Genomic DNA, 25,317 nt, shown 5'->3' on the forward strand with positions numbered 1-25,317 from the left:
ATCCCCTCCGCTCCGACAGGATGTCCCCATGACGCTCGACGAGGTGCTGCGCGAGCCCGCCCCGGCCCTGTCCGCTCGGGCGGTGACCGCGCTGCTCGAGACCGGCTGGGGGCTGGGGGCTGCCGGGATCCGGCCGCTCCCGAGCGAGCGCGACCTCAACGTGCTGGTGGGCGCGGGCCACGTGCTCAAGTTGTCCAACCCCGCGGAGACGCGCGAGAGCGTCGAGCTCGAGGTCGCGGTCATGGCGCACGCCGCCGCGACCGACCCGGGGCTGGTGATGCCGCGCACCGTCCCCACCATCGGCGGTCACGGGCTGCTCGAGACCACCGACGACGCCGGCCGGGCCTGCCTGGCCCGTCTCGTCACGGTCGTCCCCGGGGAGATCCTGGAGGGGGCGGTCCTCACCACCTCGCTGGCCGAGCAGGTCGGCGACCTGGCGGCCCGCACGAGCGTCGCGCTGCAGGGGTTCTTCCACCCGGCCGCGGGCGGCCGCGGCCTGGACTGGGACGTACGCCGGCTGCCCGACGTCGTGCGCGGCGCACTGGTCTCCGGGGTGCTGGACCCCGCCCGCGAGCCGGTCCTGGCCGGCCTGCCCGACCGGGTCGCCGGCTCCCTGCACGCCTGCGCCGCCCTGCCGTCGGGCATCCAGCACGCCGACGTGACACTGACCAACGTGCTCGCCCACGACGGCCGGGTCACCGGCGTCATCGACTTCGGCGACGTCCACCACACGGCCCGGGTCGCGGACCTCGCGGTCACCCTGACCGCCGTGCTCCGCAACTCGGGACCGCGCCACGACGCCGGCCTGTGGGACCTCGCCGCGGCGGTGCTGCGTGGCTACCAGCGCCGGCAGCCGCTGCAGGCCGAGGAGGTCGAGGTGCTCGGCGACCTGGTGCTGGCCCGGCTGGCGGTGTCCACGCTCATCTCGCGCACCCGGGCGGCCGGGCACGCCGACAACCTCGCCTACATCACCCAGTACGACGACGCCAACGCGCGGGTGCTCGCCGAGCTGGCGGCGCTGTCCCCGGGCGAGCTGCGCGGGCGCCTGCACCGCCTCGCCGGTACCGCCGACCCCCACGTCGACGGCGACCTCGGCGTGCGGCGGGCCGCGGTGATGGGCGGTCGCCTGTCGCCGCTCTTCTACGCGCGCCCGCTGCACGTCGTCCGCGGCGAGGGCCCGTGGCTGGTCGGTGACGACGGCCGCCGGATGCTCGACGCCTACAACAACGTCGCGGTCGTGGGTCACGCCCATCCCACCGTGACCCGAGCCGTGACCCGCCAGCTCGCGCGCCTCAACACCCACTCGCGCTACCTGCACGCGGGCGTCGTACGGCTGGCGGAGCGGCTGGTCGCCACCATGCCCGACGGGCTCGACACGGTGCTCTTCACGACGTCCGGCACCGAGGCCAACGAGCTGGCGTGGCGCCTGGCCACCGAGGCGACCGGCGGCGACGGCGCGCTGGTCGCCCGCCACGCCTACCACGGCAGCACCCGCTGGCTGGCCGACCTCAGCCCGAACGAGTGGCCACCGGGACACCGGCCGGAGGGCGTGGCGCGCTTCGAGGCGCCGTACGGCGACCCCTCGCTGCTCACCGCGGCGACCGCGGCCGGGCGGGTCCGCGACGCGGCAGCGGAGCTCGCCGAGCGCGGGCACCGGCCGGCGCTGGTACTGGCCGACAGCGGGTTCACCAGCGAGGGGGTGCGCGACGCCCCGCCCGCCTACCTGCAGGGCTTGGTCGACGGCGCGCACGCGACGGGAGCGCTCTTCCTCGCCGACGAGGTGCAGGTGGGCTACGGCCGCACGGGCCCCCAGCTGTGGCGCTTCGCACTGGCGGGCATCACGCCGGACATCGTCACGCTCGGCAAGCCGATGGGTGCCGGCTACCCGGTCGGCGCGGTCGTCACCCGCCGGGAGATCGCCGACGCCCTGGCCCGCCGCTACGAGTACTTCTCCACCTTCGCCGCGACCCCGGTGGCCGCGGCGGCCGGCAACGCGGTGCTGGACGTGCTCGAGGCCGAGCGGCTGCCGCAGCGCGCCGTCCTCGTGGGCGAGCACCTGCGCCGCGGCCTGCGGGACCTGGCGGCGACGCACGACGCGGTCGGCGAGGTGCGCGGGTCCGGGCTGCTCGCCGGTCTGGACCTGCCGGGTCGCGACCTGGCCGGCGAGGTGCTGGCGGGCCTCGTCGGGCACGACGTGCTGGCCGGGCTGACCGGTCCCGGCGGCGACGTGCTCAAGGTGCGGCCCCCGCTGGTGTGGGAGGTCGAGCACGCCGACCTGTTCGTCTCCACCCTGGACCGGGTCCTGCACGAGGTGGGCGGGCGCCGATGACCGGGTTGCCCCGCTTCGAGACGGTCGCCCGGCTGCGACCGGTCGAGCTCGTGGTCCCCGGCACCGACCTCCCCGGCGCCCTCGCGCCGTACGTCGCGGTCCAGGCCGACGTCACGGGTCCCGGCCGGACGGCACTGACCCTGCGCAGTGGCGGCGACCGGCTGAGTGGCGGGTACGACGACGGGCTGGCCCTGACGGTCACCGCCGGGGGCCGCACCACCACCCACCGGAGCCGCCGCCACGCCCGCCCCGGCGGCCCGCTCGAAGCGGTCGGGCTGAGCCTCACCGGCACCCACCTCGCGGTGCTGGGCCGCGAGGGCGGCGTGTGGACGGTCCGGGGCCGGGTCGACCTCGCCGGGCGGGTGGACACCCGCGACGAGACCTGGCTGGCCGGGCTCGAGGCCACGGCCGACGGGCCGGTCCGTGCCGTGCGCTCCGGTGGCTTCGGGCAGCTCGGGCTGCGGGACCTGCGCCTGGTCACCCATGCCGACGGCACGCCGTACCGGGACGGCGGCGAGGCGCTGCTGACGGCGACCAGCGCCGGCCCGGGCTTCTTCGACACCGCCCACACCTCGGTCTGGGGCCTGCGCCCGGACACCCTCGCGCTGCGCCACCGTGGCGACCTGTTCTTCCGCCGCCCCGACCGCCCCGGCGTCTTCGGGGACCACGCGACCCACCTGCTGCGCGACGGTGACCGGTGGCTCGCCGCGACCAGCACCTGGGGCGACTTCGACCGCGCGGCGCCGGGCGCCACCGTCGGGGTGACCCTCGCCGAGACCACGGCCGACCTCACCCGGGGTCGCCACGTCCTCGACACCCGCGCCCTGGCGCTGCCCACCGACGGCCTGCGCTCGGTCGGGGTCTGGGACCCGCACCTGGTGCGCGACGGCGACACCTGGCTGGTCGCCTACGTCAGTGCCCGCCGGTTCTTCGCCTTCCACCCCGTCCTCGCCACCGGAGCCCGGCTCGACGCCCTCGCCTTCCGCGCCGCCGCCTCCCGGCGGCGCGCCACCGAGGGGCCCACCCTGGTCCGGCTCGAGGGCGAGTGGCGCCTGCTGGCCAGCGACGGCCGCGACGGGCGGGCCGGGGAGCGCGAGCGCTATCCGGTCTTCGACCTCGACCTGGTCGAGGTCGGCACCCTCGAGGCGCCGTACCACTCCAACCTCCCGTGGCCCACGCTCCTGCCGCCCGACGGCGAAGGGCCCTGGCTGCTGATCGGCTTCGACGCCACGAGGTACGGCGGCGCGCTGGTCGGGTACGGCGCCCACGGCGACGTGGTCCTCGCCCGCGGCGACACTCCCGGGAGCCCGAGGGGTGTCACGCCCGGGGCGGCAGGGTAGGAAGGGGGGGCGGAGGGGAGACATGGTGGACGCCGATGAGCTGCTGCGCGGCATCGTCGCCGACAGCCCTGACGGGCTGTGGGTGGTGGACGCCGACGGCGCGACCGTCCTCGCCAACCCCCGCATGGCCGAGATCCTCGGGCGCCCCGGCGACGACCTGAGCGGGGTCACGCTCTTCGACATCGTCGACGACGAGGGCCGCCGTCAGCTCGAGGACCACCTCGAGGACATGCGTGCGGGGCACCCCGGCGAGCACAACCTGGACTCGCTCACGTTCCGGGCCGACGGCACCAGCGTGTGGACGCTGCTCAGCTGGGCGCCGCTCCACGGCGCCGACGGCTCCACGCTGGGCTGGCTGCACCGGATCAGCGAGTACGCCGACCGCAAGAGCCTCCTCGACACCCTGCAGGACCGCGAGCACCAGCTGGCCGCAGCCCAGTCGCTGGCCCGCCTCGGCAGCTGGGAGTGGGCGATCGGCAGCGATCGGATCTGGTGGTCCGACGAGCTCTACCGGATCTACGGCCTGCACCCCGACGAGTTCGAGGCGACGTACGACGCCTTCCTCGCCCACATCCACGAGCACGACCGCCCCACCGTCGAGACGGCCATCGCGCGGGCCCTCGCCGGCGCCAACAGCTTCCGCTGGGAGGCCCGGATCCGGCGCGGGGACGCCGGCGAGCGGTGGGTCCGCGGCCTCGGGGTCGTCGAGCGCGGGGCCGACGGGGCGCCCGTGCGGATGACCGGCACCGCTCAGGACATCACCGACCTGGTGCGCGCCGACTTCCAGGCGGCCGAGGCGACGCGACGGCTGCACCTGCTGCGGGGCATGGCGGAGGCGGCCAACCAATCGAGCAGCCTGGCCGCCGCCGTCGAGCACGCCTCCTCCGCGCTGTCCGGCACCGACGGGTGGGAGGTGATCAGCCTGCTGGTCCGCGAGCGCCCGGGCGGCCCCCTGGTGCCGATGAGCCTGCCCGGGGCCGACGACGCCTCCCTGCCCGAGCCCGACTTCGAGCTGGCCGAGCGGTGCTGGGCGTCGCGGGAGATCGAGTCGGTCCCGGCTCCCGGCCGGGAGTCGACCCACAGCCTGGTGGCCTTCCCGGTGGTCGGCGGCCCCGACGTGGCCTGCGTCGTCGAGCTGATCGCCGACGAGATGCCGCCGGACGACCGCTCGCGCGAGCTGATCCACCAGATCGCCGACCAGCTCAACCGGGTCGCCGACCGCGAGCGCAGTGCGGCCGACCTCGCGGCCGCACGCGACAGCGCGATGGAGGCCTCCCGGCTCAAGTCGGAGTTCCTGGCGACGATGAGCCACGAGATCCGGACCCCGATGAACGGCGTGATCGGCCTCAACGACCTGCTGCTGCGCACCGAGCTCGACGCGCGTCAGCGTCGGCTCGCCGAGGGCGTCCGCAGCGCCGGGCTGACGCTGCTCGGGCTGATCAACGACATCCTCGACCTGTCCAAGATCGAGAGCGGCAAGCTCGAGCTGGAGTCGGAGGACCTCGACATCCGCGCGGTCTTCGAGCAGACGGCCGCGGTGCTCGCCGGGCCCGCCCACGAGAAGGGGCTGGAGCTGGTCGTCGCCTGCCACCCCGACGTCCCCGTCCTGGTCAACGGCGACTCCGTGCGCTTCGGGCAGATCATCACCAACCTGGGCTCCAACGCCGTGAAGTTCACCGACCACGGGGAGGTGTCGATCCGGGCCTCGGTGGCCGAGCGCACCGACGACGAGCTGGTCCTGCGCGTCGAGGTCTCCGACACCGGCATCGGGATCACCGACGCCGAGCGTGACGGGCTCTTCGACGCGTTCACCCAGGCCGACCGCTCCACGACCCGGCAGCACGGCGGCACCGGTCTCGGGCTGGCGATCTCCCAGCAGCTGGTCCACGCCCTCGGTGGTGAGATCGGCCTCGAGAGCACGCCCGGCCAGGGCAGCACCTTCTGGTTCACGGCGCGGCTGGGCACGGCGCGCTCGCACCGGAGCGCCGGCCCGGACGTCTCGCCGTACCCGCTGCAGGACCGCCGGGTCCTCGTGGTGGACGACAACGGCACCTCGCGCACCGTCCTGCTGGAGCAGCTCGGAGCCTGGCACCTCACCTGCGTGCCCGCCGCGACAGCCGACGAGGCCCTGGCGGAGGTGGGCCGCGCGGCGCTGCAGCGCAGGCCGTTCGACGCGATCCTCCTCGACCTGACCCTCGACACCACCGACGGCCTGGCGCTGGCGTCCCGGATCCACGACGCGGAGCCGGTCGCGCCGCCGCTGCTGCTGCTCACCCGCGACCAGGTCGTCTCGGAGAGCCGCACCAGGGCCGCGGGGATCACCGCGACGCTGACCAAGCCGGTGCGCTACTCCGAGCTGTACGACGCGCTCCTGCACACCATCGTGGGCGAGGCGCCCCAGCCCTCTCCGCGCCGCTCGCCGTCGCCGACCACCCTCGGCGTGAGGGTGCTCGTGGTCGAGGACAACGCCGTCAACCAGCTGGTGGCCACCGGGCTCCTCGAGGCGCTCGGCTGCCACGCGGACGTCGTCGGCAACGGGGTCGAGGCGGTGAGCGCCCTTCGAGGCGACCACGGGTACGACGTAGTGCTGATGGACTGCCGGATGCCACTGCTCGACGGCTACGACGCCACACGCGCCGTGCGGGCCGCGGAGGAGGGGGCCCGGGTGCCGATCATCGCGATGACCGCCTCCGCCCTCGAGGGCGAGCGTGAGCGGTGCCTCGCGGCCGGGATGGACGACTTCCTCACCAAGCCGGTCGACCCCCCGCAGCTGGCCCGGGCACTGTTCCGCTGGGCGCCGGCGGCCCGCGGGTCGGCACCCGTCGAGATGCCCGCTGTGTCGGCTGTGCCGGCTGGGTCGGCTGGGTCGGCTGGGCCGACAGAGGTCGTCCTGGACCCGGAGCGCGTCGCGATGCTGGCCAGGCTGGTCAAGGACGGGGTCAGCTTCTTCGAGCGCACCCGCGCGTCCTTCATCGCCCGCGTCGAGGGGGCGCTGGACGATCTGCGCGCCGCCGTCGCCGCCGGCGACGCGGCCGGCACCGCCGCGACCGCCCATCAGCTCAAGGGCAGCGCGCTCAACCTGGGCCTGGTGCAGGTGGGCGCCGCCGCGGCGGCCGTCGAGGCCCAGGCCGACGCCGGCTCCACCGACGGCATCGACGGCCTCCTCGCCGTCCTGACCGCCACAGTCGCCGACGGGGTCGAGGCCCTGGCGGCGGCCGACCCGGCGTAATCCACCAAACCGAGGGCGCTTTCCTGTCGGCGAGGACGAGGCGGCCGCCGGGTCGTCGGCCACTATTCTGAGGCTGTGGGCGGCGTCACCCCTGCCGCCCCGACACCACCTCGGCCCGCCCACCCGCGCGGACCACGACACAGAACGGACAGCACCCATGTCTGGAAGCCCTTCGGCCGACGTCTTCGACCTCGGCGCCGAGCACGAGCAGGTCGTCTTCGCCAATGACCCGGCCACCGGCCTCAAGGCGATCATCGCCATCCACTCCACGGCGCTCGGCCCCGCCCTCGGCGGCACCCGCTTCTTCCCGTACGCCAGCACCGCCGATGCGGTGCGTGACGTCCTCGACCTCTCGCGCGGGATGTCCTACAAGGCCGCGCTCGCCGGCCTGGACCTGGGCGGTGGCAAGGCGGTGATCATCGGCGACCCTGCCGAGCTCAAGACCGAGGCGCTGCTGCGCGCCTACGGCCGCTTCGTGCAGTCGCTGAACGGCCGCTACTACACCGCCTGCGACGTCGGCACCTTCTCGCCGGACATGGACGACATCGCCCGCGAGTGCTCGTTCGTCACCGGCCGCACCACCGCCCACGGCGGCGCGGGCGACAGCTCGGTCCTCACGGCGTACGGCGTGTTCCAGGGCATGCGGGCGGCCGCCGCCTTCGCGTGGGGCACCGAGTCGCTCGCCGGCCGGACCGTCGGCGTGGCCGGGGTCGGCAAGGTGGGGCGACACCTGGTGCGCCACCTCGTCGAGGACGGCGCCGACGTCGTCGTCACCGACGTGTACGCCCCGTCGGTGGACCGGCTGCGAGACGAGCTCCCCAGCGTCCGCGTCGCCGCCTCGACCGAGGAGCTCGTCGCGGGCGCGCTCGACGTCTACGCCCCCTGCGCGATGGGCGGCGCCCTGAGCGACGAGGTCGTCGACGTGCTGTCGGCGCGGATCGTGTGCGGCGCGGCCAACAACCAGCTGGCCCACCCCGGAGTGGAGAAGGCCCTCGAGGACCGCGGAATCCTCTACGCGCCCGACTACTGCGTCAACGCCGGCGGCCTGATCCAGGTCGCCGACGAGCTCGAGGGCTTCTCCTTCGAGCGTGCCCACCAGCGCGCGACCGGCATCTTCGACACGGCGCGGACCGTCTTCGAGCTCGCCGCCGCCGACGGCGTACCGCCCGCCACCGCCGCCGATCGCCTCGCCGAGCGCCGCATGCGCGACGTGGGCCGCCTGCGCGGCGTGTGGCTCCCCCGCTGATCTCGGCTCCGTGGCGTCAGGTGGGCGCTGAGGTCAACTCCCGTCCCGCCGGGTGCGCGAAAATCGCGCCTCCCCGACGAAGCTTCGTCGGGGAGGCGTGAGTTTCACCGGGTGCCCGGTGAAACTGGCGCGCTGCGGCAACCGGGTGAAGGCGCCACGGCACAGTACGCAGCAGGCGTCGCACCGACCTCACAGAACTCACGGCTCCCCGACAAAGCTTCGTGGGGGAGCCGTGAGTTTCACCGGGTGCCCGGTGAAACTCCCCGCGCCCGACCGAACCCGGTCACCACGCGAGGTCCGTCAATCGCGCGAGGGCTCGATGACGTCGGACCACTTCTCCAGCACCTCGGGATCGACCTGCTCGTCCTTGGTGCCGCTGTCGCCGTGCAGCTCACTGGCGAGCGCCCCGAAGTCCGTCTCGTGAGTGCGGTACTTCAGGTCGCGCGCGACCTTCGTCTGCTTGGCTTTAGCTCGGCCGCGCCCCATAGGGTCAGCCCCCTCGCAAGTCGGCCGGGGCAACCATGGCTCCCGGGCTGTCTCAAAGATTTCTCGTGAGGACAACGCTACCTGCTGCCTGGCTGTTCCCGCACGTCCGGGTGCGATGTCCGGCGTTTTTCGCCCGGACATCGTGGCCGCAGGGTCACCAGCCGGGGTGCTGGCCCTCCAGTACGACGCGGCCCGACTGCTCGGGGTCGACGGCGACCTCGCCGGCGACCCAGGCGCGGATCCCGAAGCCGTCGAGCACCTCGATCGCGCGGTCCATCGCCGCCGGAGCGGTGATCGCCACCATGCCGACGCCGCAGTTGAGGGTGGCCTCGAGGTCGGGCTGCGACACCTGGCCGACGCCGCGGACCAGGTCGAAGATCGGCTGGGGCGTCCAGGTGCCGCGCTCCAGGGTGGCCATGAGCTCCTGGGGCATCACCCGGGCGAGGTTGGCGGCGAGACCGCCGCCGGTGACGTGCGACATGGCGTGGACCTCGGTCTGCTCGGCCAGCGCGAGGCACGCCTTGGCGTAGATCCGGGTGGGGGTGAGCAGCTCCTCCCCCAGCGTGCGCCCGAGCTCCGGCACGTCCTTGTCCAGGGCCCAGCCGGCGGTCTGCAACAGCACGTGCCGGACCAGCGAGTAGCCGTTGGAGTGCAGGCCGCTGGCCTGCATGGCGATCACGGCGTCCCCGGGACGTACCCGGCCGGGGCCGAGCAGCCGGTCGGCCTCCACCACGCCGGTCGTCGCGCCGGCGACGTCGTACTCGTCGGGGCCCAGCAGGCCGGGGTGCTCCGCGGTCTCGCCGCCCACCAGGGCGCAGCCCGCCTCGACGCACGCCTCCGCGATGCCCTTGACGATGGCCGCGATCCGCTCGGGCACGACCCGGCCACAGGCGATGTAGTCGGTCATGAACAGCGGCTCGGCGCCGCAGACGACCAGATCGTCGACGACCATGCCGACCAGGTCGAAGCCGATCGTGTCGTGGACGTCCATCGCCTGAGCGATCGCCACCTTGGTGCCGACGCCGTCGGTCGACGTCGCGAGCAGGGGACGCTCGTAGCCCTTGAGGGCCGAGGCGTCGAAGAGCCCGGCGAAGCCGCCGAGGCCACCGATCATCTCGGGGCGGCGGGCCTTCTCGACCCACCCCTTCATCAGCTCGATCGCGGTGTCGGCCGCCTCGATGTCGACGCCGGCCCGCGCGTAGGCGTTGCCAGGGGTGGGGGTCTCGCTCACGGCATGCTTCCGATCAGGGGTTGTTGAGGACGGGGAGCGCCTTGCCCAGGGTGGGCGAGCTCAGCGTGGCCTCGAGCAGGTGCTTGCCGAGCAGGCTCGCGTCGGGCAGCTCGATGGGGTACTCGCCGGTGAAGCAGGCCGTGCAGAGCCGGGTCTTCTCCTGCTTGGTCGCCTCGATCATGCCGTCGAGGGAGATGTAGCCGAGGCTGTCGGCGCCGACGCTGGCCGCGATCTCCTCCGGGGTCAGCCCGTTGGCGATCAGCTCGGCGCGGGTGGCGAAGTCGATGCCGTAGAAGCACGGCCACTTGACCGGCGGGCTGGAGATCCGCACGTGGACCTCCTGGGCGCCCGCCTCCCGCAGCATCCGGACCTGGGCACGCTGGGTGTTGCCGCGCACGATCGAGTCGTCCACGACGACGATCCGCTTGCCCCGGATCATGTGCTCCAGCGCGTTCAGCTTGAGCCGGATGCCGAGCTGGCGCAGCGTCTGGCTCGGCTGGATGAACGTACGGCCGACGTAGGCGTTCTTGACGAAGCCCTGGCCGAACGGGATCCCGCTCTCCTCGGCGTAGCCGGCGGCGGCCGGGGTGCCGGACTCGGGCACCGGGATCACCAGGTCGGCCTCGACCGGGAACTGTCGGGCGAGCTCGCGGCCCATCTCGACGCGCGACTCGTGCACGCTGCGCCCGGCGATCGTCGCGTCGGGGCGCGCGAGGTAGACGTACTCGAAGACGCAGCCCTTGGGCTCGGGCGCGGCGAAGGTGTGCGAGCGCAGGCCCTGGTCGTCGATCACCAGCATCTCGCCGGGCTCGACCTCGCGTACGACGCTCGCGCCGATCGTGGCGAGCGCGGCATCCTCCGACGCGACGACCCAGCCGCGGTCGAGCCGGCCGAGCACGAGCGGCCGGATGCCCTGCGGGTCGCGGGCGGCGTACAGGGTGTTCTCGTTCATCCACACGAACGAGAAGGCGCCCTTGAGCAGCGGCAGCACCTCGAGGGCCCGCTGCTCCAGGGAGGTGTCGGGGTGATGGGCCAGCAGCGCGGTCACGAGGCCGGTGTCGTTGGTCGACGACTCGACGTTGCGCGCGTGCAGGTCGAGCTCGCCGGGGTCGGCGGGCAGCTCCGTGACCAGCTGCGCGAGCTCGTGGGTGTTGATCAGGTTACCGTTGTGGCCGAGCGCGATCGACCCGTCGGCCGTGGGCCGGAACGTCGGCTGCGCGTTCTGCCAGGTGCTGGCGCCGGTGGTCGAGTAGCGCGAGTGCCCGATGGCCAGGTGGCCCTTGAGCGAGTCCAGCGTGGTCTCGTCGAAGACCTGCGACACCAGCCCCATGTCCTTGTAGACCAGGATCTGGCGGCCGTTGCTGACGGCGATGCCAGCCGACTCCTGGCCCCGGTGCTGCAGGGCGTACAGGCCGAAGTAGGTCAGCTTGGCGACGTCCTCGCCTGGGGCCCAGACCCCGAAGACTCCGCACGCGTCCTGGGGTCCTTGGTCCTGGGGATCGAGCGCCGCGGTGAGTCGGCCGTCTCCACCGAGACGCTGGCCACGACTGCTGAGGTAGGGCACGGGTCGAGTCTAGGAGATCGCACGCCGAATCGCCGGGTCGCCCGTAGCATGGCGGGGCTGGACGCCGTATCGGGACGATGAAGCAGCGAGGTGGAGATGGCTCTCGAGCCCGTCGACACGCTCGCCGCCGACCGGGCCGGCTGGTCGGACGCCCTCTCGCGCGACGCGCTGCGGCTGATCGCCGAGGCGGTGCGCGAGATGGCCGGCTTCCAGGTGGCCGCGGTCTCGGTGGTCCGCGGCGACGACCTGCACTCGGTCGCGATCGCGGGCAGCGACGAGGCGCGTGCGGCGCTGTGGGACGCCGTCACGCCGATGCAGGTGATCCGCGACGAGCTGGCCAAGGCCGACGACTGGGGGCGCTTCAAGTTCGTCCCGAGCGAGCGTGCGGGCGCCGTCGAGGAGTGGGGCTGGGTCCCCGCGTACGAGCCCGCGGACGACGACGAGGCGTGGGACCCCCGCGACCTGCTGCTCGCGCCGCTGTACGACGACGACGCCCGCCTGGTCGGGCTGCTCTCGATCGACCTGCCCACGAGCGGGCGCCGTCCCGACGCCCGCCAGCGAGCGCTGCTGGAGCGCTATGCGGCCCATGCCGAGCGCACCGTCCTCGTCGCGCTCGAGCGCCATGACTTCTCCGAGCAGATCCGCCTCGCCACGACGGCGCGGGAGATCGTGCGGAGCCTGAGCGTCCATCTGCCGATCGAGGAGCTGCTCGAGCAGTGCGGCGCCGCGCTCTCCGCGGGCTTCCGGGCCGGTGGCAGCTGGGTCCAGACCTTCGCCGGTGACGTCCTCGGCTCCGGGGCGCTGCACAGCGCCCGGGGGGCCGAGATCGTGCTGCCCGACCTGCTGATCGAGGTCGCCGAGGAGTCCGCCCACCAGCTGTGGGCCGCGCAGCAGTGGGTCGTGATCGAGCGGGACCTCCCGGTCCAGCTGCTCACCTCGGAGCAGTCCGGCCTGATCCACCTGTTCATGGAGCGGATCGAGGCCGCGTCGCTGCTGTTCGTCCCGATCGGCGCCGGGGCGTCGTGCGTGGGCAACCTGGTGCTGACCCGCGTGGACGGCCAGCCCCCGTGGGGGCGGACCGAGGCGGAGGCGGCGCTCGACATCGGCCACGACCTCGGTCGCTCGATCCTCAACGCCCGGACGTTCGCTCGCGAGCACCGGCTCGTCCAGGAGCTCACCGCGCTCGACCAGTACAAGGGGCGGCTCATCGCGACCGTCGCGCACGAGCTCAAGAGCCCGCTGACCGCGGTGGTCGGCCATCTCGAGATGGCGGAGGCGGCCCCCGAGCTCAGCGAGACGACCCGCCGCTCGCTCGCCGCGATGGATCGCGGGGCGCAGCGCCTGCAGCGGGTCATCGACGACCTGCTGCTGTTCTCCAAGGTCGGTGACCCCGACAGCGCCCTCATCGCGGTCCCCGTGCCGCTCCAGCCGGTGCTGGAGGAGCTCGCCGAGCTGCACACCGTCACGGCCCGGCGTGCCGGCGTCACCATCCGGCTGGAGACGCCGGACGAGCCGGTGGGGGCACTGGGCGAGCCGGAGGAGATCGACACCGCACTCGGCAACGTGCTCGGCAACGCGGTCAAATACGGCCGCCCCGGCACCGTCGTGACGGTCAGCCTGGCCCGGGAGCGGGACGACGCGGTGGTGACCGTGCGCGACGAGGGGATCGGCATCTCGCTGCAGGACCAGGCGCAGCTCTTCGACGAGTTCTACCGCTCCGCGGACCCGGCGGCACTGGCCCAACCCGGCACCGGGCTCGGCCTGGCCATCGTCCGCCGCATCGTCGACCGGCACAGCGGCACCGTCACCGTGACCTCCGAGCTGGGCGTCGGCAGCACGTTCACGCTGCGGCTGCCCGCCGCACCCGCCTGAGCGGCCGCCGACCGACCCGCCTGCTCAGCGGCGGACCAGGCCCGCGAGCTGGGCGCGGGCGACCTCGGCCGCCTGGCCGCGGATCTCCGGGATCGCCGTCGACTCCCAGAGCACGCCCTTGCGCGGCGGCCCCACGGCGTACAGGCCCGGCACCACGCGGCCGTCGGGGTCGAGGAGCGCGCCGTCGGCAGTGGTCGCCAGGCCGAGGTGCAGGGCGTCGGGCGCGGCCAGGCCGCGCTCTCGCAGGGCGAGCAGCAGCGGGTCGCTGCTGCGGGTGATGTCGGGTGAGGGGCCGGTGCAGTTGACCAGCACGTCGGCCGGCACCGGCGCCCCGACCTGCCCGATGTGCACGTCGCAGCGGCGTCCGCGGTCGACGACCCGGGCGATGCCGCCCGAGAGGACCACGAGCCGACCCTCGGCCTGGTAGTGCTCGAGGCGCTCGGCCACCTCGGGGGCCATGCGGTGGCGGCGTACCTCCCAGAAGCGGGCGTGCGTGGCCAGGAAGCGCCGCCGCTCGTCGAGGCTCATGCCCTGCCAGATCGCCTGGGTCTGGGGGCGCAGACCGTCGACGACGGCGCGCCAGTCGACGCCGCGCGCCTCGGCCGCGGCCACCTGCGTGCGGAAGAACGCCGTCAGCGCGTCGGCGGTCACCGGGGTCTCCACCGGAGGGCTGACCCAGGCCGTCGACTGCTGCCCGACGTGCGGGAACGGGAGCAGGCCGTGCCGGCTGGCCATCACGACCCGGCGCGACGCGTGCTTCTCCAGGAAGGTGATCGTGGTGTCGATGGCGGTGAGCCCGGTGCCCACGACGACCGCGGTGGCGTCGCCCGGCAGCAGGTGCAGGCCGGCCAGGTCCCACGGGTTGGGCAGGTGCCACGGGGCGGCGGGCAGGGTGTCGCCGTCGACGACGAGGTCGCGTGGCTCCTGGTTGCCGTAGGCCAGGACGACCGCGTCGGCGACCGAGACGGCGCCGGCGGAGTACAGCTCGTAGCCCCCCTCGGGCAGCGGCACGATGTCGTCGACGCGCCCGGCGCGGACGGTCAGGCGGTGGTCCGCGACGCTGGCGAGGGTGTCCTGCAGGTAGGCGGCGTAGTCGCGGCGGGGCAGAAAGCCCTGAGGGTCGAGGTCGCGCCCGGTGCGGGCGGCCCACTCCAGCAGGTCGGAGGGTACGTCGGGCCAGGCGCTCATGTGCCGGGCACGGACGTTGAGCAGGTGCCGCGGATCCGAGGTGCCGTAGGCGATCCCGCGTCCCACGATGCCGCTCGCCTCGTGGATCGTGACGGACAGCCCCTCGCTGCCGGCCGCGCTCAGCAGGTTGACCGCGGTGAGGACGCCGCTGGCGCCGCCGCCCACGATCGCGACCCGGGTCGCGGGCGCGGTGCTCGGCGGAGCGGGAGGACTGGACGGGTACAGAGTGGCCACGCCGAAAGTCTAGTGCCTCTATCGAGATGATGCGAAAGCGACACGACGGCCGCCCCCACCGCTGACCCGTCAGAAACTTTCTGACGGGTCAGCGGTGATTTCGTCGAGTTGGTGACGGGTCAGCGGGCCAGGTTGCGCAGGAGGAGCGCCTCGGCGAGGACGACCCGGGCGAACTCGGCCAGGTGCAGGCCCTCGTTGGCGCCGTGGGCGCGGGTGTCGGGGTCCTCCACCCCGGTGACCAGCACGCTGGCCTCGGGGAAGGCCTCGAGGAACTCCGCGATGAACGGAATCGACCCGCCGACGCCCATGTCGACCGGCGCGACGCCGTCCCAGGCCTCCTCGAACGCCGCCCGCGCCGCGTCGTACGCCGGGCCGGTGGCATCGATCCGCGTGGCCTCGCCGGTGTCGACGAGGGTGACGCTCAGCTCCGCGCCCCACGGGACGTGGGCCTCGAGGTGGGCGGTCAGGCAGGCCAGGGCGTTCTCGCAGGTGTCGCCGGGGGCGACGCGCAGGCTGATCTTGGCGCGCGCGGCCGGGACCAGGGTGTTGCTGGCCCCGTCGACCTTGGGCGCGTCCAGGCCGGTGATCGAGAGCGCGGGCTTGGTCCACAGCCGCTCGACCGCGGAGCCGCTGCCGATCCACTCGATGCCCGGCACGGCACCGGACTCGGCGCGCAGCCGCTCCTCGGGGTAGACCACGTCCGCGGCCGGGCCGGAGTGCAGGCCGGCGATCGCCACGTTGCCCTCGTCGTCGTGCAGGCTGGCGATGACCCGGCTCAGTGCCATCAGCGAGTCGGGCACGAGGCCGCCCCACATGCCGGAGTGGACGGCGTGGGTGAGCGTGCGGACCTCGACGTCGACGCGCACGAGGCCGCGCAGGCTGGTCGTCAGAGCCGGCTCGCCGATGTCCCAGTTGCCGGAGTCGGCGATCACGATGACGTCGGCGCGCAGCCGGTCGTGGTGCTGCTTCAGCAGTGCCGGCAGGGTGTCGGAGCCGACCTCCTCCTCGCCCTCGATGAACATCGTGACGCTCACCGGCAGGTCGTCGCCGAAGACCCGCAGCGCGCCCAGGTGGGCGGCGATGCCGGCCTTGTCGTCCGCGGCGCCGCGGGCGTAGAGCCGCCCGTCGCGCTCCGTGGGCTCGAACGGCGGCGAGTCCCAGTCAGCGGGGTCGTTCTCCGGCTGGACGTCGTGGTGGGCGTAGAGCAGCACCGTCGGCGCACCCTCCGGCCCGGCCTTGTGGGCGATGACCGCCGGCGCCCGGCCGTCGGCCTCCGCGCTCACGATCTCGACGGAGTCGAAGCCCTCGGCGCGGAACAGCTCGGCCACGGCCTCGGCGCTGCGCTGCACCTCGCCGGCGCGCGCCGGGTCGGCGCTGACCGACTCGATGCGGACCAGATCCTCGAGGTCACGGCGGATCCCGGGGAGCAGCTCGGTCACCTTGGCACGAATGTCGTCACTCATCCGTCCAACTTAACCTCAGCCCAGCGGCAGGTACGGCGAGAGGTCGGCCCGCTCCCCGGAGGCTCGCACCCGGCCGGCACTGTCCGCCTCGGCCCACGTGAGCTCTCCGGTGGCGAGCGCGACCCAGGTGGCGCCGTCCATCTCGACAACGGCCGGCGGCGTGCCCCGGGTGTGGCGCACGCCGGGGATCACCTGGACGGCGGCGTACGGCGGGACCCGCACCTCGACCGAGTGACCCGGCGCGCGCTGCTCGAGCACGGCCAGGAAGTGCTTGGTCAGCGCCCGCTGGTCGCCGGCCTCGAACGCCGCGGCGAGGTCGGTGGGAGCGAGCTGTCGGAGCCGGGGAGCCATGCGCGCAGGCTACGCAACGCCGGCGCGCGCGAAGCGGGCGCTCACCTCGCTCACCAGGTCGACCAGCTCGACCGGTGACTCGACGGTGAAGTCGGCGCCGAGCTGAGCGAGCACCATCACCGGCCACTGCAGGTCATCGACGCTCATCGCGAGCAGGCAGCCCTGCTCGTACGGCGTGACGTCGCCCCAGCGGCCGACGGCGCGCGCGACCACCGCGGGGTCGGCCGCGACCCGGACGCGTACGTCGTAGCGCTGCGGGATCCGCCGGATCCCGGCCTGGACGAACGCGAGCGCGTCGTCGGCGGGCAGCTCGCGCGGCCGGTAGCGGTGGCCGGTCGTGCGCGGGGACGCGATCCGGTCGACGCGGAACGAGCGCCAGTCCTGGCGGTCGCGGTCGTAGGCGACGAGGTACCAGCGGCGCCCCAGGGAGACCAGCCGGTGCGGCTCGACCCAGCGCTCGGTGGGCTCGGCACCCCGGGCGGTGTAGGTGAGGTGCAGCGGCTCGTCGTCGCGGCAGGCCTGGGCGAGCGTCGTCAGGATGGCGGGGTCGATGTGCGGACCACCGCCCCAGACCAGATTGTCGGTCTGGGACCGCAGCGCGTCCATCTGCCGGCGCAGCCGCGGCGGCATCAGCGCGATCACCTTGGTCAGCGCCTGCACCGAGGTCTCCTCCATGCCGCCGACCGAGCCGTTGGCCGCCTGCTGCAGGCCGACCGCGATCGCGACCGCCTCCTCGTCCTCGAGCAGCAGCGGCGGCAGCGAGCCGCCCGCGCGCAGCTGGTAGCCGCCGGCCACGCCCCGGGAGGCGTCGACGGCGTACCCGAGCTCGCGCAGCCGGTCGATGTCGCGGCGCAGCGTGCGGCCGCTGACCTCCAGCCGCTGGGCGAGCTCCTCGCCGGGCCAGTAGCGGTGGGTCTGCAGGAGGGACAGCAGGCGCAGCATCCGAGCACTGGTGGACATGGGCCCAGACTAATTTCGAATGCGGACGGAATGTGGCCTAAAGGCTCGGAAGAGTGCACGGCATGACGACAACCACCCGCTCCGGCCCGGTGATCCGCACCCGCGGGCTCACCCGGCACTTCACCCGCCACCAACAGACCGTCGAGGCGGTCCGCGGCCTCGACCTCGAGGTCACGGACGGCGAGCTCGTCGCGTTCCTCGGCCCCAACGGCGCCGGCAAGTCCACCACCCTGCGCATGCTGACCACCCTGATCGCGCCCACGTCCGGCGCCGCCGAGGTCGCCGGGTACGACGTGGTGCGCGAGCACCGCGACGTACGCCGCTCGATCGGGTACGTCGGTCAGGGCAACGCTGCGGGCCACCAGCAGCGCGGCCGCGACGAGGTCGTGAGCCAGGCGCGCTCGTTCGGGATGAGCCGGGGCGCCGCCCGCGCCCGCGCCGACGAGCTGCTCGAGGCCTTCGACCTCACCGAGCACGCCCGCCGGCCGGTCTCGACCCTGTCCGGCGGCCAGCGCCGCCGGCTCGACGTCGCGATCGGCCTGGTGCACGCCCCGCGGCTGATGTTCCTCGACGAGCCGTCGACCGGCCTGGACCCGCAGAACCGGGTCAACCTCCAGGAGCAGGTCAAGCGGCTCAACCGCGAGGCCGGGACCACGATCGTGATGACCACCCACTACCTCGAGGAGGCCGATGCGATCGCCGACCGGGTGATCGTGATCGACCACGGGCGGGTCATCGCCGACGACACCGCCTCGCGCCTGAAGTCGGCACTCGGCGACCTGGTGACGCTCGGGTTCGCCTCGCCCGCCCATGCCCAGGCCGCCGCCGCCCGGGCGGAGCGGCTGGAGGGGGCGTCGGTCGACGTCGACGGCGCCGCGCTGTCGGTCCGCGTCGCCCACGGGCGCGACCTGGCACCCGGCCTGGTCGCCGACCTGGCGGGCGCCGGGACGCCGGCCACCCGCATGGAGGTCGCGGGCCCCACGCTCGACGACGTCTTCCTCGACCTCACCGGGCGCAGCCTGCGCGAGACCGGCGCCGACACCACCCCCGCCGCCACCACCGAAGGAGCAGCAGCATGACCACCCTCATCGAGACCGCCCCCGTCCGGCGTACCACCGTCGAGGCGCCGACGCCGCCGGGCTTCCTCGGCGACACCTGGAACGTCATGGTCCGCGAGCTCAAGCCGGTCTTCCGCGAGCCCGCGTCGGTGCTGTTCGCGATGGTGCAGCCGCTGGTGTTCCTCGGGCTCTTCGCGCCGCTGCTGCCCGACGTGGGCAACGGCTCCGCACTGCAGTGGTTCGTGCCGGGCATCGTCGCGATGACCGTGCTCATGGGGGCCAGCTTCACCGGCGCCAACCTCATGCAGGAGATCATGAGCGGCTCGCACGAGCGGCTCCTGGTGTCGCCGCTGAGCCGCTCCTCGCTGCTGGTCGGCCGCGCGCTCAAGGAGGTGGTGCCGATGCTCATGCAGACCGCGATCATCGTCGCCGTCGTGACGCCGTTCAGCTTCGAGCTGCACCTCGGCGGGATCCTCGTCGGGGTCACGATCCTCGCGCTGTTCAGCGTCGGGATCGGCTCCCTGTCGTTCGCCCTCGCGCTCGCCTCCAAGGACCAGGACTGGCTGTTCTGGACCGTCCAGCAGACCGTGATCTTCCCGCTGCTGCTGCTCGGGGGCGTCCTGCTCCCCCTCGAGGGCGCCCCGCGCTGGCTCCAGGTCGCCTCCGACCTCAACCCCCTGGCGTACGTCGTCGAGGCCGAGCGCGCGCTCTTCGCCGGCTCCTACCCCGCCGACACCATCGGCGCCGGCCTCCTCGCCGCCGCCGTCACCGCCGCCCTCGGGCTGACGGTGGGCCTCAAGGCCATGCGCTCCTCCAGCTGACCCGTCACCAACTGCAGCCAACCCCCGCTGACCCGTCAGAAAGTTTCTGACGGGTCAGCGGTGAATCCGGTGAGTTTCTGACGGGTCGGCGTCCTAGGCTGCGGGGCGTGACGTCCCGGGACCTGCACGAGCCGCTGGAGGCGGGGCCGGTACGGACGACGGTGACGCACCTGCAGGAGCGGATCGTGGCCCGGTTCCCCCAGCGTGGGCTGCGCAAGGTGGCCGGGGACCTGCTGCTGATCATCGACGAGGTGGAGTCCGGGGCCGGCGAGGCGCAGGGCCGGATCCGCGCCGCCCGGCTCGCGTCGCGGCTGCTGATGGCGCTGGTGCTGGCCGGCACGGTGGTGGCGCTGGTCCTGGCGGTGCGCGACACGCTGCGCCTCGGCGGGGTGCTCGACAGCTCGCTCGACGTGCTGCCGCTGATCGAGACGGTCATCAACGACCTGGTGTTCGCGGGGATCGCGGTGTACTTCCTGTGGAGCTTCCCCGAGCGGCTGCAGCGCGGTCGCACCCTGGCGCTCCTGCACCAGCTGCGCTCCACCGCCCACATCGTCGACATGCACCAGCTCACCAAGGACCCCGAGCAGCTGCGCCCCTCGTTCGCGCCGACCTCGGTGAGCGCACCGCTGGACATGACCCGCGACGAGATGGAGCGCTACCTCGACTACTGCTCGGAGCTGCTCAGCCTCGTGGGCAAGACCGCCGCGCTGTGCGCCGAGGAGTCCCGCGACGCGGTGGTGCTGGACACCGTCAACTCCATCGAGCAGCTCACCACCGGCATGTCCCGCAAGATCTGGCAGAAGATCTCGACCCTGCCCTCGTGAGCCGGCTCAGCCGAGCGTGTCGAGGATCCCGACGATCCGCGCCCACGCCGGCGAGTCGGGGTCGACGACGACGAAGTGGTCGCCCTCGACCTCCACCAGCTCCGCACGCCCGCCGCTCGCCCGCGCCGCCTCGACGTACGCCGCCGACTGGCTCGGCGGCACCACGTCGTCGTCGCGCCCGTGCACGCACCAGACCGGCACCCCGGCCGGCACCCGCTGGATCGGGTCGTACGGCGCATCGGCCGCCGTGGCCGCGTGGCCGAGCAGGGCGCGCACGGCGCCGTCGCCCAGCCCGTCGGCGTCCGCCGAGCGCAGGTCGAGCACGCCCGCCTGCGAGACGACCGCGGTGACGGGGACGCGCTGCGGCCAGCCGTCGCGCCCGCGCGTCGCCGCCCAGGCGGCCAGGTGGCCGCCCGCGGAGTGGCCCAGGGCGACCACGGTCGTGAGGTCCAGCCCGAGCCCGGCCAGGTGGTCGATGCCGGCCGCCACGTCGTCGAAGGTCGCGGGCGCGCCCCCGCCGGCGCCACCGCCCGCGCCGACCCGGCGGTACTCCAGGTTCCACGCGGCCCAGCCCCGCGCCACCAGCGCAGCCGCGAGCGGCCGACCGAGCGAGGCGTCGTAGGCCGCCTTCCAGAAGCCGCCATGGATCACCACGACCACCCCGCGCGGGTCGCCCTCGGGCAGCGACAGCTCGCCGTACTGGCTGGGATCGGATCCGTAGTCGAGGCGCCCCTCGGCGCGACCCTCTGGCTCGCTCACGGGAGCATCCTCCCCGCACCCGGCCGCCAGGGCACCCAGGGCCCCGGCCACGGGCAGCCCCAGCAGGTGGCGCCGGCGCATCACTCGAAGCGCCCCTGCCGGCCCTTCTTGATCTCGCCGCGCCGCTTCTTCGCGCCGAGCCGTCGCTCCTTGGAGCCGCGGGTGGGGCGCGTGGCCCGCCGCGTCGGCGAGGGGGGCAGCGCCGCGTCGCGCAGCAACGAGGCCAGCCGCTCGCGCGCCGCGCGCCGGTTGGCCAGCTGGGTGCGGTGCTCGCTGGCGGTCACGGTGACGACGCCGTCCACCAGCCGCGAGGACAGCCGCGACAGCATCCGCTCCTGGAGGTACGCCGGCACCGAGGCCGAGGCCGCGAGGTCGAAGGACAGCTCGACGCGGGTGTCGGCGGTGTTGACGCCCTGGCCCCCCGGCCCGGAGGAGCGCGAGAACCGCTCGGAGAGCTCGGCCGCCGGGATCACCAGCGACCGTGAGACGACGAGGTCGTCAGCCAAGGGCGGCCGGCAACGTCGCGGCCCACGCCGCGCGCAGGTCGGCCAGCGGCAGCTCGAAGACCCCCTCCGCCGCGAACGAGTCGCCGCCCGTCACGCCCAGCTCAGTGAGCGGTACGCCGTGGCGCGCGGCCAGCGCGGCCAGGTCGTCGACCGCCTCCGGCGCGACGGTCACGACCACGCGTCCGGCGGACTCGGAGAACAGCGCGAGGAACGGGTCGTCGGCGAGGGTCACCGTGACCCCGACGTCGTTCCTGATCGCCGCCTCGACCAGCGTCTGCGCCAGGCCGCCGTCCGAGACGTCGTGCGCGCTGGTCAGCAGGCCGACGCCCTCGTGCAGCAGCTCGGCGAGGGCCTTCTCGCGGGCCAGGTCGACCCGCGGCGGCAGCCCGCCGAGGTGGCCGTGCACCACGTGCGCCCACTCCGAGCCGGACAGCTCCTCGTGGGTCTCCCCGAGCAGGAAGACCCGCTCGCCCGCGGCCTCGAACGCCGAGGGGGTGCGCCGGGTGACGTCCTCGATCACGCCGAGCACGGCCACCACCGGCGTGGGCAGGATCGCCGTCTCGCCGGTCTGGTTGTAGAGGCTCACGTTGCCGCCGGTGACCGGGATGCCGAGCTCCAGGCAGGCGTCCTTGAGGCCGCGGCAGGCCTCCGCGAACTGCCACATGACGGCCGGGTCCTCGGGCGAGCCGAAGTTGAGGCAGTCGGAGATCGCCAGCGGCACCGCGCCGCCGGTCGCGACGTTGCGATAGGACTCGGCGAGGGCGAGCTGGGCGCCGGCGTAGGGGTCGAGCAGCGTGAAGCGGCCGTTGCAGTCGGTGGAGACCGCGACGCCGAGGTCGGTGTCCTCGTCGATGCGGATCATCCCGCTGTCGCTGGGCTGCGCGAGCACGGTGTTGCCGCGGACGTAGCGGTCGTACTGGTCGGTGATCCACGACTTGTCGCACAGGTTGGGCGAGGCGACCATCCGCAGCACCGTCGCCGCGAGCTCCTCGCCGGTGGTCGGCCGCGGCAGTGCCTCGGCCGTGTCGGCCTGCAGCACGTCCTGGGAGTCCGGCCGCGCATACGGGCGGTGGTACGTCGGTCCGTCGTGCGCCACCGAGCGCGGCGGGACGTCGACGACGCGCTCGCCGTGCCAGTCGATCTGCAGGCGCCCGGTGTCGGTGACCTCGCCGATGACGGTGGCGTCGACCTCCCACTTGGCGCAGATCGCCAGGAAGGCGGCGACGTCGTCGGGCTCGACGACGGCCATCATCCGCTCCTGCGACTCGCTCATGAGGATCTCCTCCGGCGAGAGCGTGGAGTCGCGCAACGGCACGGTGTCGAGCTCCACGTGCATCCCGCCGTCCCCGGCGCTGGCGAGCTCCGAGGTCGCACACGACAGCCCCGCCCCGCCCAGGTCCTGGATGCCGGCGACCAGGCCGGCGGCGAAGATCTCGAGCGTGCACTCGATGAGCAGCTTCTCCATGAACGGGTCGCCGACCTGCACGCTGGGCCGCTTGGCCGGTCCGGTCGACTCGAAGGTCTCGCTCGCGAGGATGCTGACCCCGCCGATGCCGTCGCCGCCGGTCTTGGCGCCGTAGAGGATCACCTGGTTGCCCACGCCGGAGGCCTTGGCGAGGTGCAGGTCCTCGTGGCGCAGCACGCCGACGCACAGCGCGTTGACGAGCGGGTTGCCCAGGTAGGTCTCGTCGAAGACGGCCTCGCCGCCGATGTTGGGCAGGCCGAGGCAGTTGCCGTAGCCCCCGACGCCGGCCACGATGCCCGGGAGCACGCGGTGGGTGTCATCCGCGTCCAGCGGCCCGAAGCGCAGCGGGTCCATGACGGCGACGGGGCGCGCGCCCATCGCGAGGATGTCGCGCACGATGCCGCCGACGCCGGTGGCGGCGCCCTGGTAGGGCTCGACGTACGACGGGTGGTTGTGCGACTCGACCTTGAAGGTCACGGCGTAGCCCTGGCCGACGTCGATGACGCCGGCGTTCTCGCCGATGCCGGCCAGCATCCGGCCGGCGGGGGTCTCCTGGGGGATCTCGGAGAACTGCTTGAGGTGCACCTTGGAGGACTTGTAGGAGCAGTGCTCGCTCCACATGACCGAGTACATCGCGAGCTCGGCGCTCGTGGGGCGGCGTCCGAGGATCTCGCGGATCTCCTGGTACTCGTCGGCCTTGAGGCCGAGGTCGGCCCACGGCTGCTCACGGCCCGGGTCCTCGCCGGCGACGGAGACGGTGTCGAGCGTGTGCAGGCGGGTCTCGGTCACGGGCGCCAATCTACCGGCGCGGCGGCCTCTTCACCGAAGGAGCCCATCGGCGAGGTGATCTTCGCGGGCCGGCGCGCGCCGGACGACGGCACTGCCGGAACTACAGGGCTGTAGTTACTCGCGAGGCCTGTTACTGCTGTGACTGGTGGGGTTATCGTGATCGCGCCGACCTGGTGCCGAGCCTTCCCCTGGAGCCCCGCGATGTCCCCTTCCCTGTCCACCCTGCGCATGCGCGCCCTCTGCGTGCTCGCCGCCACGGTCGTGGCCGCGGCCACGCTCACCGCGTCCGGAGCGGGAGCCCAGGCCAGCGACGGCAAGGCCTCCTCGAGCCCGAGCGCGGCCCGCGCCACGAACCCCGTCACCCCCGGCGACTTCACCGGCTTCGGGTTCGACCAGTGCCTCGCGCCGAACCAGAAGCAGATGGACACCTGGCTGGCGACCTCGCCGTACCTCGCGGTCGGCATCTACATCTCCGGCGACTCGCGCGCCTGCCGCAGCCAGCCCAACCTGACCCCCACGTGGGTCGCGACCCAGCTGGCGAAGGGCTGGCGGCTGCTCCCGATCACGCTCGGCCCCCAGGCGTCGTGCCAGCCGCGCTTCCCGCGCTACTCCGACGACGTCAAGATCGACCCGAACCCCGGGACCAAGCAGGTCTACGCGCCCTCGCGCCGCCAGGGCGTGGCCGAGGCCGACAAGACCGTCAAGGACGCGGCGGCGCTGGGCATCGTCCGCGGAAGCACGCTCTGGTACGACCTCGAGGGCTTCGACGCGGCCAACGAGCGCTGCCGCGAGTCGGCGTTGTCGTTCCTCAGCGGCTGGACCACCCGCCTGCACAAGCACGGCTACGTCTCGGGCGTCTACTCCAGCGCCGGCTCCGGCATCGCCGCGCTCGACTCGGCGCGGATCAACCGGCCCACGCGGTTCACGCTGCCGGACATGATCTGGCTGGCCCGCTGGGACGGCGTCGCCAACACCTCCTCGTCGTACCTGCGCGAGGACGGCTGGCGTCCGGGTCGCCGCGTCAAGCAGTACAAGGGCGGGCACGACGAGGTGCACGGTGGCGTCCGGATCAACATCGACACCAACTTCCTCGAGGTCGGGCGCGGCTCGGTCGCCGCACCGGAGACCCGCTGCGGCGGCATCAACGTCTCGTTCTCGACCTACCCCGTCCTGCGTCCCCCGGCGAACGGCGTGAAGCCGTCGAAGCCACACGTCAAGGCCCTGCAGTGCCTGCTCAAGGAGAAGGGCCTCTACCAGGGCAACATCGGGGGCGGCTGGAGCAAGCGGCTGGTCGCCGCGATGAACGCCTACCAGCGCAGTGCCGGCCTGGGCCTCGACCGGGTCTGGTGGATCCGCGGCTGGGTCTCCGTCCTCGCGAGCGGCGACAAGGTCGTGCTCAAGCGCGGGTCCGTGGGTCCGGCCGTCCGCCGGGTCCAGCGCGCGCTCAACGCGACCGGCGTCGGCAAGGCGATCGCGATCACCGGCGTCTTCGACGCCCGGACCGACGCCAAGCTGCGCGCCTGGCAGGCCAAGGCGAAGGTGCCCGTCAACGGCGTCATGCAGGACGCCTCGTGGGCGCCCCTGCTCAAGGGCCGCCGCTGA

19 protein-coding genes are annotated in these 25,317 nt (G+C 73.6%); 9 read left to right on the plus strand and 10 right to left on the minus strand.

Annotated elements, in window-relative coordinates; all coding sequences use genetic code 11:
* Positions 1–28: 28 nt before the first annotated feature.
* The 4 genes from LQ940_RS19515 to LQ940_RS19530 all read left to right on the plus strand — a co-directional run bounded on the left by LQ940_RS19515 (position 29) and on the right by LQ940_RS19530 (position 8,144).
* On the plus strand, positions 29–2,329 hold the full coding sequence (locus LQ940_RS19515) for an aminotransferase class III-fold pyridoxal phosphate-dependent enzyme (protein ID WP_231241652.1): 2,301 nt from the start codon (positions 29–31) through the stop codon (positions 2,327–2,329).
* The gene (locus LQ940_RS19520) at positions 2,326–3,669 is read left to right on the plus strand and encodes a hypothetical protein (protein WP_231241653.1); all 1,344 of its coding nucleotides are present in this window, start codon (positions 2,326–2,328) and stop codon (positions 3,667–3,669) included. The genes LQ940_RS19515 and LQ940_RS19520 overlap by 4 nt, the downstream gene beginning before the upstream one ends.
* Before the next feature lie 22 nt (positions 3,670–3,691).
* On the plus strand, positions 3,692–6,898 hold the full coding sequence (locus LQ940_RS19525; RefSeq protein WP_231241654.1) for a response regulator: 3,207 nt from the start codon (positions 3,692–3,694) through the stop codon (positions 6,896–6,898).
* A 157-nt stretch (positions 6,899–7,055) separates the two neighbouring features.
* Positions 7,056–8,144, plus strand: coding sequence for a Glu/Leu/Phe/Val family dehydrogenase (locus LQ940_RS19530; protein WP_231241655.1), 1,089 nt, complete (start codon positions 7,056–7,058; stop codon positions 8,142–8,144).
* A gap of 300 nt (positions 8,145–8,444) precedes the next feature.
* Here the strand turns inward: LQ940_RS19530 and LQ940_RS19535 are convergent, their stop codons facing one another.
* The 3 genes from LQ940_RS19535 to purF form a co-directional block, all read right to left on the minus strand.
* On the minus strand, positions 8,445–8,630 hold the full coding sequence (locus tag LQ940_RS19535) for a DUF3073 domain-containing protein (protein ID WP_231241656.1): 186 nt from the start codon (positions 8,628–8,630) through the stop codon (positions 8,445–8,447).
* Positions 8,631–8,784: 154 nt separating this feature from the next.
* Complete coding sequence (gene purM / locus LQ940_RS19540) at positions 8,785–9,861, minus strand: phosphoribosylformylglycinamidine cyclo-ligase (RefSeq protein WP_231241657.1); 1,077 nt, start codon at positions 9,859–9,861, stop codon at positions 8,785–8,787.
* Between the two features lie 13 nt (positions 9,862–9,874).
* A complete protein-coding gene (gene purF / locus LQ940_RS19545; RefSeq protein WP_231241658.1) occupies positions 9,875–11,425 on the minus strand; it encodes an amidophosphoribosyltransferase in 1,551 nt (516 codons plus the stop codon).
* A 96-nt stretch (positions 11,426–11,521) separates the two neighbouring features.
* Between purF and LQ940_RS19550 the strand changes: the two genes are divergently transcribed.
* On the plus strand, positions 11,522–13,297 hold the full coding sequence (locus tag LQ940_RS19550) for a sensor histidine kinase (protein WP_231241659.1): 1,776 nt from the start codon (positions 11,522–11,524) through the stop codon (positions 13,295–13,297).
* Positions 13,298–13,321: 24 nt separating this feature from the next.
* Here the strand turns inward: LQ940_RS19550 and LQ940_RS19555 are convergent, their stop codons facing one another.
* The 4 genes from LQ940_RS19555 to LQ940_RS19570 all read right to left on the minus strand — a co-directional run bounded on the left by LQ940_RS19555 (position 13,322) and on the right by LQ940_RS19570 (position 17,493).
* Positions 13,322–14,719 (minus strand): FAD/NAD(P)-binding protein, encoded by a 1,398-nt coding sequence (locus tag LQ940_RS19555; protein WP_231241660.1) that lies wholly within the window; start codon positions 14,717–14,719, stop codon positions 13,322–13,324.
* 119 nt (positions 14,720–14,838) lie between these two features.
* Positions 14,839–16,182 (minus strand): dipeptidase, encoded by a 1,344-nt coding sequence (locus tag LQ940_RS19560; protein WP_231241661.1) that lies wholly within the window; start codon positions 16,180–16,182, stop codon positions 14,839–14,841.
* Positions 16,183–16,197: 15 nt separating this feature from the next.
* Positions 16,198–16,533, minus strand: coding sequence for a sterol carrier family protein (locus LQ940_RS19565; RefSeq protein ID WP_231241662.1), 336 nt, complete (start codon positions 16,531–16,533; stop codon positions 16,198–16,200).
* Between the two features lie 9 nt (positions 16,534–16,542).
* Positions 16,543–17,493, minus strand: coding sequence for a helix-turn-helix transcriptional regulator (locus tag LQ940_RS19570; RefSeq protein ID WP_231241663.1), 951 nt, complete (start codon positions 17,491–17,493; stop codon positions 16,543–16,545).
* Between the two features lie 62 nt (positions 17,494–17,555).
* On the opposite strand from LQ940_RS19570, the gene LQ940_RS19575 reads away from it, so the two are divergent.
* From LQ940_RS19575 to LQ940_RS19585, 3 genes are all read left to right on the plus strand, one after another.
* Positions 17,556–18,572, plus strand: a complete 1,017-nt coding sequence (locus LQ940_RS19575) for an ABC transporter ATP-binding protein (protein WP_231241664.1) — start codon at positions 17,556–17,558, stop codon at positions 18,570–18,572.
* Positions 18,569–19,372, plus strand: a complete 804-nt coding sequence (locus tag LQ940_RS19580; RefSeq protein ID WP_231241665.1) for an ABC transporter permease — start codon at positions 18,569–18,571, stop codon at positions 19,370–19,372. Before LQ940_RS19575 ends, LQ940_RS19580 begins: the two co-directional genes overlap by 4 nt.
* Before the next feature lie 107 nt (positions 19,373–19,479).
* Positions 19,480–20,196: a hypothetical protein gene (locus LQ940_RS19585; protein ID WP_231241666.1), complete on the plus strand. Its 717-nt coding sequence runs from the start codon at positions 19,480–19,482 to the stop codon at positions 20,194–20,196.
* Between the two features lie 6 nt (positions 20,197–20,202).
* On the opposite strand, the gene LQ940_RS19590 is transcribed toward LQ940_RS19585, so the two are convergent.
* From LQ940_RS19590 to purL, 3 genes are all read right to left on the minus strand, one after another.
* On the minus strand, positions 20,203–20,955 hold the full coding sequence (locus tag LQ940_RS19590; protein WP_231241667.1) for an alpha/beta hydrolase family protein: 753 nt from the start codon (positions 20,953–20,955) through the stop codon (positions 20,203–20,205).
* 80 nt (positions 20,956–21,035) lie between these two features.
* Positions 21,036–21,461, minus strand: coding sequence for an alternative ribosome rescue aminoacyl-tRNA hydrolase ArfB (arfB, locus tag LQ940_RS19595; protein ID WP_231241668.1), 426 nt, complete (start codon positions 21,459–21,461; stop codon positions 21,036–21,038).
* Positions 21,454–23,715, minus strand: a complete 2,262-nt coding sequence (purL, locus tag LQ940_RS19600) for a phosphoribosylformylglycinamidine synthase subunit PurL (RefSeq protein ID WP_374229497.1) — start codon at positions 23,713–23,715, stop codon at positions 21,454–21,456. Before purL ends, arfB begins: the two co-directional genes overlap by 8 nt.
* A gap of 201 nt (positions 23,716–23,916) precedes the next feature.
* Between purL and LQ940_RS19605 the strand changes: the two genes are divergently transcribed.
* Positions 23,917–25,317 carry a glycoside hydrolase domain-containing protein gene (locus LQ940_RS19605; protein WP_231241669.1) on the plus strand — a complete coding sequence of 467 codons (1,401 nt, stop codon included), beginning with the start codon at positions 23,917–23,919 and terminating at the stop codon, positions 25,315–25,317.

The organism is Nocardioides sp. cx-173, from assembly GCF_021117365.1.
GTDB lineage: Bacteria > Actinomycetota > Actinomycetes > Propionibacteriales > Nocardioidaceae > Nocardioides.